The organism is Paracidovorax oryzae ATCC 19882, assembly GCF_000687165.1.
In the GTDB taxonomy this organism is placed as follows: Bacteria; Pseudomonadota; Gammaproteobacteria; order Burkholderiales; family Burkholderiaceae_C; genus Paracidovorax; species Paracidovorax oryzae.
Map to the genome: position 1 here is coordinate 401,574 of NZ_JMKU01000001.1, position 6,557 is coordinate 408,130.

General features: G+C 70.3%; 7 protein-coding genes. 5 read left to right on the plus strand and 2 right to left on the minus strand.

Annotated features, from left to right (window positions below):
• The first annotated feature begins 6 nt into the window (after positions 1-6).
• Positions 7-708 (plus strand): glutathione S-transferase N-terminal domain-containing protein, encoded by a 702-nt coding sequence (locus T336_RS0101735; RefSeq protein WP_026431275.1) that lies wholly within the window; start codon positions 7-9, stop codon positions 706-708.
• Between the two features lie 33 nt (positions 709-741).
• On the opposite strand, the gene T336_RS0101740 is transcribed toward T336_RS0101735, so the two are convergent.
• Positions 742-1,617 (minus strand): LysR family transcriptional regulator, encoded by an 876-nt coding sequence (locus T336_RS0101740; protein ID WP_026431276.1) that lies wholly within the window; start codon positions 1,615-1,617, stop codon positions 742-744.
• Positions 1,618-1,758: 141 nt separating this feature from the next.
• Between T336_RS0101740 and T336_RS0101745 the strand changes: the two genes are divergently transcribed.
• The 4 genes from T336_RS0101745 (at position 1,759) to upp (ending at position 5,424) form a co-directional block, all read left to right on the plus strand.
• Complete coding sequence (locus tag T336_RS0101745) at positions 1,759-2,703, plus strand: AEC family transporter (RefSeq protein WP_026431277.1); 945 nt, start codon at positions 1,759-1,761, stop codon at positions 2,701-2,703.
• An 80-nt stretch (positions 2,704-2,783) separates the two neighbouring features.
• Complete coding sequence (locus T336_RS0101750) at positions 2,784-3,635, plus strand: enoyl-CoA hydratase-related protein (RefSeq protein ID WP_026431278.1); 852 nt, start codon at positions 2,784-2,786, stop codon at positions 3,633-3,635.
• Positions 3,636-3,764: 129 nt separating this feature from the next.
• Entirely contained in the window at positions 3,765-4,739 is a 975-nt protein-coding gene (locus T336_RS0101755) for a threo-3-hydroxy-L-aspartate ammonia-lyase (protein ID WP_026431279.1), read from the plus strand.
• Between the two features lie 37 nt (positions 4,740-4,776).
• Complete coding sequence (gene upp / locus T336_RS0101760; protein ID WP_026431280.1) at positions 4,777-5,424, plus strand: uracil phosphoribosyltransferase; 648 nt, start codon at positions 4,777-4,779, stop codon at positions 5,422-5,424.
• 115 nt (positions 5,425-5,539) lie between these two features.
• On the opposite strand, the gene T336_RS0101765 is transcribed toward upp, so the two are convergent.
• The coding region (locus T336_RS0101765) for a calcium-binding protein (protein WP_026431281.1) at positions 5,540-6,557 on the minus strand (1,018 nt) is incomplete at its 5' end.

A 6,557-nucleotide genomic window follows, 5' to 3' on the forward strand; every position in this document is an offset into this window, starting at 1 on the left:
CACCGCATGATCGACCTGCACTACTGGACCACCCCCAACGGCCACAAAATCACCATGTTCCTGGAGGAAGCCGGCCTGCCCTACCGGCTGCTGCCCGTGAACATCGGCCGTGGCGAGCAGTTCCGCCCCGAGTTCCTGCGCATCGCGCCGAACAACCGCATTCCCGCCATCGTGGACCACGATCCGGCCGGCGGCGGCGAGCCGGTCTCCGTCTTCGAATCCGGCGCCATCCTGCTCTACCTGGCCGACAAGACCGGGCAGTTCATTCCCCAGGACCTGCGCGGCCGCACCGAGGCGCTGCAGTGGCTGTTCTGGCAGATGGGCGGCCTGGGCCCCATGGCAGGGCAGAACCACCATTTCACGCAGTATGCGCCGGAGCCGGTGCCCTACGCCATCGACCGCTACGTGAAGGAAACCGGCCGCCTCTACGGCGTGCTGGACAAGCACCTCTCCGACGGGCGCGAATACATCGCCGGCACCTATTCGATCGCCGACATGGCGAGCTACCCCTGGATCGTGCCGCACGAGCGGCAGCGCCAGGATCTGAAGGACTTCCCCCACCTCGCGCAGTGGTTCGCGCGCATCCAGGCCCGGCCCGCCACCGCGCGCGCCTATGACCTCGCGAAGACCATCAACACCGCGCCGACGGTGGACGAGGACGCGAAAAAGGTGCTGTTCGGGCAGGACGCCGGCACGGTGCGCCGTTGAGGCAGCGTTCGCCGCCGGCCTGCCCGGGGGCGATCAGGCATCCGGCGCCAGGGCCAGGAGGTGCTGCAGGCACGGGTTGCTGTTCGCGGCGCGCCAGACCAGGTCCTGCGCCAGCTCTACCACGGGCGGCACGGGCCGGAACACCACGGCGTCCGGCTGCACCCGGCGCATGGAAGCCGGCACCAGCGCCACGCCCACGCCCTCGGCCACCAGGCTGAGGATGGTCTGCTGCAGCTGCACTTCCATGGCGATGCGGGGCGCGAAGCCGGCCTGGCGGCACTGCGCCAGCACCGCCGCGTGCAGCGAGGGCGCCACGTCCGGCGGTGTGGCGATGAAGGGCTCGCCCGCCAGTTCCGCCACCGGCACGCTGCGCCGCGCCGCCAGGCGGTGCCCGCGCGGCAGCGCCAGGCACAGCGGCTCGCGCACCACCGTGCGGTGCGAGAGCCCGGGCGGCAGCGGCTGGGCGAAGACGATGGCCGCGTCGATGCGCCCCTCGGCCACCTGGGCCACCAGGTCGTTGGACACCACCTCCCGCAGCGACAGCTCCACCTGCGGATGCCGCGCGGCGAAGCGCCGCGCATAGCCCGGCACCACGCTGTAGGCCGCGCACATGGTGAAGCCGATCGCCAGCCGCCCGGCCTCGCCCGCGGCAGCCGCGCGCGCATTGAGCGCGGCGCGCTCGACGGAGGCCAGGATGCCGCGCCCGTCCGCCTGCAGCTGCTGCCCCGCGGCCGTGAGCGCCACGCCGTGGGGGTTGCGCTCGAGCAGCTGCACGCCCAGTTCCTCCTCCAGCGCCGCGATCTGGCGGCTCAGCGGCGGCTGGGAGATGTGCAGGCGCGCGGCCGCCCGCCCGAAATGCAGCGTGTCCGCCACGGCCAGGAAGTAACGCAGGCGCCGAAGGTCCAGCATGATGCCCAAAAGGTATTGCCAAAGGCCTCCGATGATATTGGACGGTATGGCCGTACCTGCCTACTCTGGCGCATCGGCCGGGGAATGCGAGCGTTGCCCCGGCAAGCCCCCCACGCCCAGCAACCTGCCGCCTCCCGCACCGTGACCTCCGCCCTCTCCATCCTGCTGCCCCTCTTCGCCCTCATCGCCGCCGGCTATCTCGCGCGGCGCGCCCGGGTGTTCGATGCCTCGGCCTCCAGCACCATCAACCGGTTCGTGGTGTGGCTCGCCCTGCCCGCGGCCCTTTTCGGCATCATGGCCCACAGCACCTGGGCGCAACTGTGGCAGCCGCGGTTCGTCGCCGCCTTCGGCATCGCCACGCTGGCCGTGTTCATCGCCGTGCTGGCGCTGCGCCTGCGCGGCGGGCGCCACCTGGCGGACGCGAGCGTGGATGCCGTGGCGGCGTCTTACTCCAATACGGCCTATGTCGGCCTGCCGCTGTGCCTGCTGGTGTTCGGCCACGCGAGCCAGATGGAGGCCACGGTGGCCACCATCCTCGTGGTCTGCGTGCTGTTCTCGCTGGCCGTGGTGCTGGTGGAGGTGGGCCTGGGCAGCGACGGGCCGGGCCTGCGCACCGTCGTGCAGGCCCTCGCGCGATCGCTGCGCAACCCCATCGTGCTCTCGCCCCTGCTGGGCGCGGGCTTCGCGGCCACCGGCCTGCCCCTGCCCGGCGGCGTGGACACCTTCCTGCACATGCTCGGCCAGGCCGCCACGCCCTGCGCCCTGGTCGGCCTGGGCGCCTTCATGGCCGACCGGCCCGCTCAATCGCACGGCCAGGCCCGCCGCCACCGCACCTCCCTGTCGCTCACGGCCGCCAAGCTGCTGGCCCTGCCGGCGCTCACATGGTGGCTGGCGCAGTCCGTGTTCCAGTTGCCCGCGGCGCAGGTGCACATGGCCGTGCTGCTGGCCGCCCTGCCTACCGGCACGGGGCCGTTCATGCTGGCCGAGTTCTACCGCCGCGAGGCGGCCGTGACCTCCGCCACCACCCTGCTGACCACGGCCGGCTCGGTCGTGACGCTCAGCGGCCTGCTCGTGCTCTTCGCCTGATTGCCGCCCACCACCCGCGCTGCCCCCCCCGTCGCGCAGGTGACGGCCGGCAGTGCCGCGTCCCGCCTAGAGTGCGCCGCATGACCGACACAGCCGCCCTCACCTGCTTCCGCCTGACCGTCACGGACCACGTCGCGCACCTGGTGCTCGACCGTCCGGAAGCGCTCAACACCATGCACCCCACCTTCTGGCGCGAGCTGGACACGGCGCTCGCGCGGATCCACCGCTCGGGCGACGCACGGGCGCTGGTCATCAGCAGCACCGGCAGGCACTTCTCGGCCGGCATGGCGCTGGACACCTTCGGCGGCGCCGTCGCCATGGACGACCAGAGCCCCGAAGGCCGCGCCGCCATCTTCGACCTGCTGACCGACATGCAGGCCACCTTCACCCGCATCGAATCCCTGCGCATCCCGGTCATCGCGGCGATCCACGGTGGCTGCATCGGCGGCGCGGTGGACATGGTGACGGCGGCCTGCATCCGCTACGCCACCGAGGACGCCTTCTTCTGCATCCAGGAGATCAACATCGGCATGGTGGCCGACGTGGGCACGCTGCAGCGCCTGCCCAAGCTGATCCCGCTGGGCATCGTCAAGGAGCTGGCCTACACCGGCCGGCGCCTGCCCGCCGCCCGCGCCCTGGCCTGCGGGCTGGTCAACGAAGTGTTCGCAACGCAGGAGGCCATGCTGGAAGCGGCCCTGGCCTGCGCGAGCGAGATCGCCGCCAAGCCGCCGGTGGCCATCTGGGGCACCAAGCAGGCCGTGCACTATGCGCGCGACCATTCCGTGGACGACAGCCTGCGCCAGATGGGCTGGCTGCAGGGCACGGTGTGGAGCAACCGCCACGTGGGCGAGTCCGTGAGCGCGATGCGGGAGCGGCGCGCGGGCGACTTCCCCGGCCTGGCGCCGGTGCAGCGCTTCAGCGAACTGGGCTGACCGGGGCTGGCGGGCCTGGAGTGCGCTCCGGGCGGCCGGGAGCCGGGAGACCCGCGAAACAACGGCCTGGCCGGACTATGATGCGGCAACCCTTTTCCGGACACCGGACACGCTTCGCGAGGACGCTCCATGGAAACGCATCCCCCGGCTCCCCCCACCTACGACGACGTCGCCGCCGCGGCGCGGCGCCTGGCTGGCATCGCGCACCGCACGCCCGTACTGCGCTCCAGCACCGCCGACGAGGCCCTGGGCGCCCAGCTCTTCTTCAAGTGCGAGAACCTCCAGCGCATGGGGGCCTTCAAGTTCCGCGGCGCCTACAACGCCCTCGTGCAGCTGGACGCCGCCCAGCGCGAGCGCGGCGTGCTGGCCTTCTCCTCCGGCAACCATGCCCAGGCGATCGCGCTCTCGGCCCGCCTGCTCGACATGCCCGCGGTGATCGTCATGCCCGAGGACGCGCCCGCCTCCAAGATGGCCGCCACGCGCGAATACGGCGCCCAGGTGGTCACCTACGACCGCTTCCGCGAAGACCGCGAGGCCATCAGCCGGCGCCTGGCCGACGAGCGCGGCATGGTGCTCGTGCCGCCGTTCGACCATCCCCACGTCATCGCCGGCCAGGGCACGGCCGCGGTGGAGCTGCTGGAAGACGTGCCCGGGCTGGACTATCTCTTCGTCTGCCTCGGCGGCGGCGGCCTGCTGTCGGGCTGCCTGCTCGCGGCCGAACGGCTGGCGCCGGACTGCAAGGTGGTCGGCGTGGAGCCGGAGGCCGGCAACGACGTGCAGCAGTCGCTGCGCGCCGGGCACATCGTGCGCATCGAGACGCCCCGCACCATCGCCGACGGCGCGCAGACCCAGGCGCCCGGCGAGATCACCTTCCCGATCATCCAGCGGCTGGCGCACGAGGTCGTCACCGTGGCCGACGCCCAGCTCGTCCAGGCGCTGCGGTTCTTCGCCGAGCGCATGAAGATGGTGGTCGAGCCCACCGGGGCGCTCGCGCTGGCCGGCGCGCACCACGGCGGCATCGACCTGCGGGGTGCGCGCGTGGGCATCGTGGTCAGCGGCGGCAACGTCGATCTGCCGCGGTATGCACGGTTTCTGGCAGACTGAAGGGTTGTCCCTTATTTCCCCTCCCTTTCCCACGCCCATGAGCACCGAGAACCCTTCCGGCAACGTCCACGTCATCACGCACCCGCTGGTGCAGCACAAGCTGACCCTCATGCGCCGCAAGGACGCCAGCACCAACAGCTTCCGCCGCCTGCTGGGCGAGCTGAGCACCCTGATGGCCTACGAGATCACGCGCGACATGCCGCTGTCGGACATCGAGGTCGAGACCCCGCTCGAAACCATGACCGGCAAGGTCATCGACGGCAAGAAGCTGGTGCTCGTCTCCATCCTGCGCGCGGGCAATGGCTTCCTCGACGGCATGCTGACCGTGGTGCCGGGCGCCCGCGTCGGCCACATCGGCCTCTACCGCGACCCGCAGACGCTGCAGCCGGTGGAGTACTACTTCAAGATGCCCTCCGAAATGGAGGAGCGCGACATCATCGTCGTGGACCCGATGCTCGCCACCGGCAACTCCGCCGCCGCCGCCGTCGCCAAGCTCAAGGAACTGAAGCCGCGTTCGGTGAAGTTCATGTGCCTGCTGGCCGCGCCCGAAGGCGTCGCCACGCTGCAGAAGGCGCACCCGGACGTGCCGATCTTCACCGCCGCGATCGACCGCGAACTGAACGAGCACGGCTACATCCTGCCGGGGCTGGGGGATGCGGGGGATCGGATTTTCGGCACCAAATGAACTGAGCGCACGCGACAGGACAGCGCGCGCCGGCACGCCGGCGCGTGCGGCTGTCAGCGGACCGGCTCGCCCCCGCCCCCGGGGCGGGCCGCGAGAGGGCCCTGGCCGCCGGCGATCAGGTCCAGTTGGTCGCGATCACGTTCGACAGGCTGCTGCGGTAATCGGGAGGCAGCGTCGTCTGCCCAGCGGCCGGAGGTGCGAAAGCCGCCATGGCCTCCACCAGGGCATTGACATTCGCACTCGACAGCGTCTTGCCATCGGACGACTTGATCTGCTCCAGTTGATAGTTCGCGCTGGCAAACCAATCCAGAACGTTGACCTTGTCGCCGCTTCCGATCACGCTGACCTCCAGCGACTGCCCCACGCGGCGGAACCACAGCTGGTCAGCCTGGATGTCCCCCTGGAACTGCAGGACATCCGCGTTGCCTGGCGTGCCATCGTTGTCGTAGATGACGTCATTGCCATCTCCGCGCCCGACCACATAGGTATCGTTGCCAGCACCGTCGTAGGCGCCATGGCGTCCCCCCGTCATGTTGTCATCGCCAGCGCCGCCTTCGATCACATCGTCCCCGGCCTCTCCGCTGATCCAGTCGTTCCCTGAGCCTCCGAGAATCACGTCGTTGCCTTCGCCTCCATAAAGACTGTCGTCACCAGCTTCTCCAAGGATGGTGTCACTGCGGCTCGTACCGACGATGGTGTCATTGCCGTCACCACCTGTGAACAGCTTGGCCGTGATGGCAGCCAGGTCCCAGGTCGTGCCATCGGCGAACTCGAACCGTTGCACCGAGCTGAAGGGTGCAGCCGGATCGGAGAAGTAGAAGAACCCGTTGATGGTCACCTTGTCGCCCGTGCCGGCGATGGACACCTCCAGCGCTTTGTCGTTCAGCTGGTTGTCGTAGACCTGCCGCAGCACCAGGTCCGAGGCCTGCACCCCTTCCTTGAACTGCAGCGTGCCGAGCTTGCCGTCGCTGCCGCCGCTCTTGAAGGAGATGGTGTCCTGCCCGTCGCCCCGGCCGAAGCGGTAGGTGTTGGCCCCCGCGCCACCGTCCAGGAAGTCGTTGCCCGCACCTCCGTCGAGCACGTCGTCACCGGCTTCGCCATAGAGCCCGTCGTTGCCATCCTCGCCCAGCAGC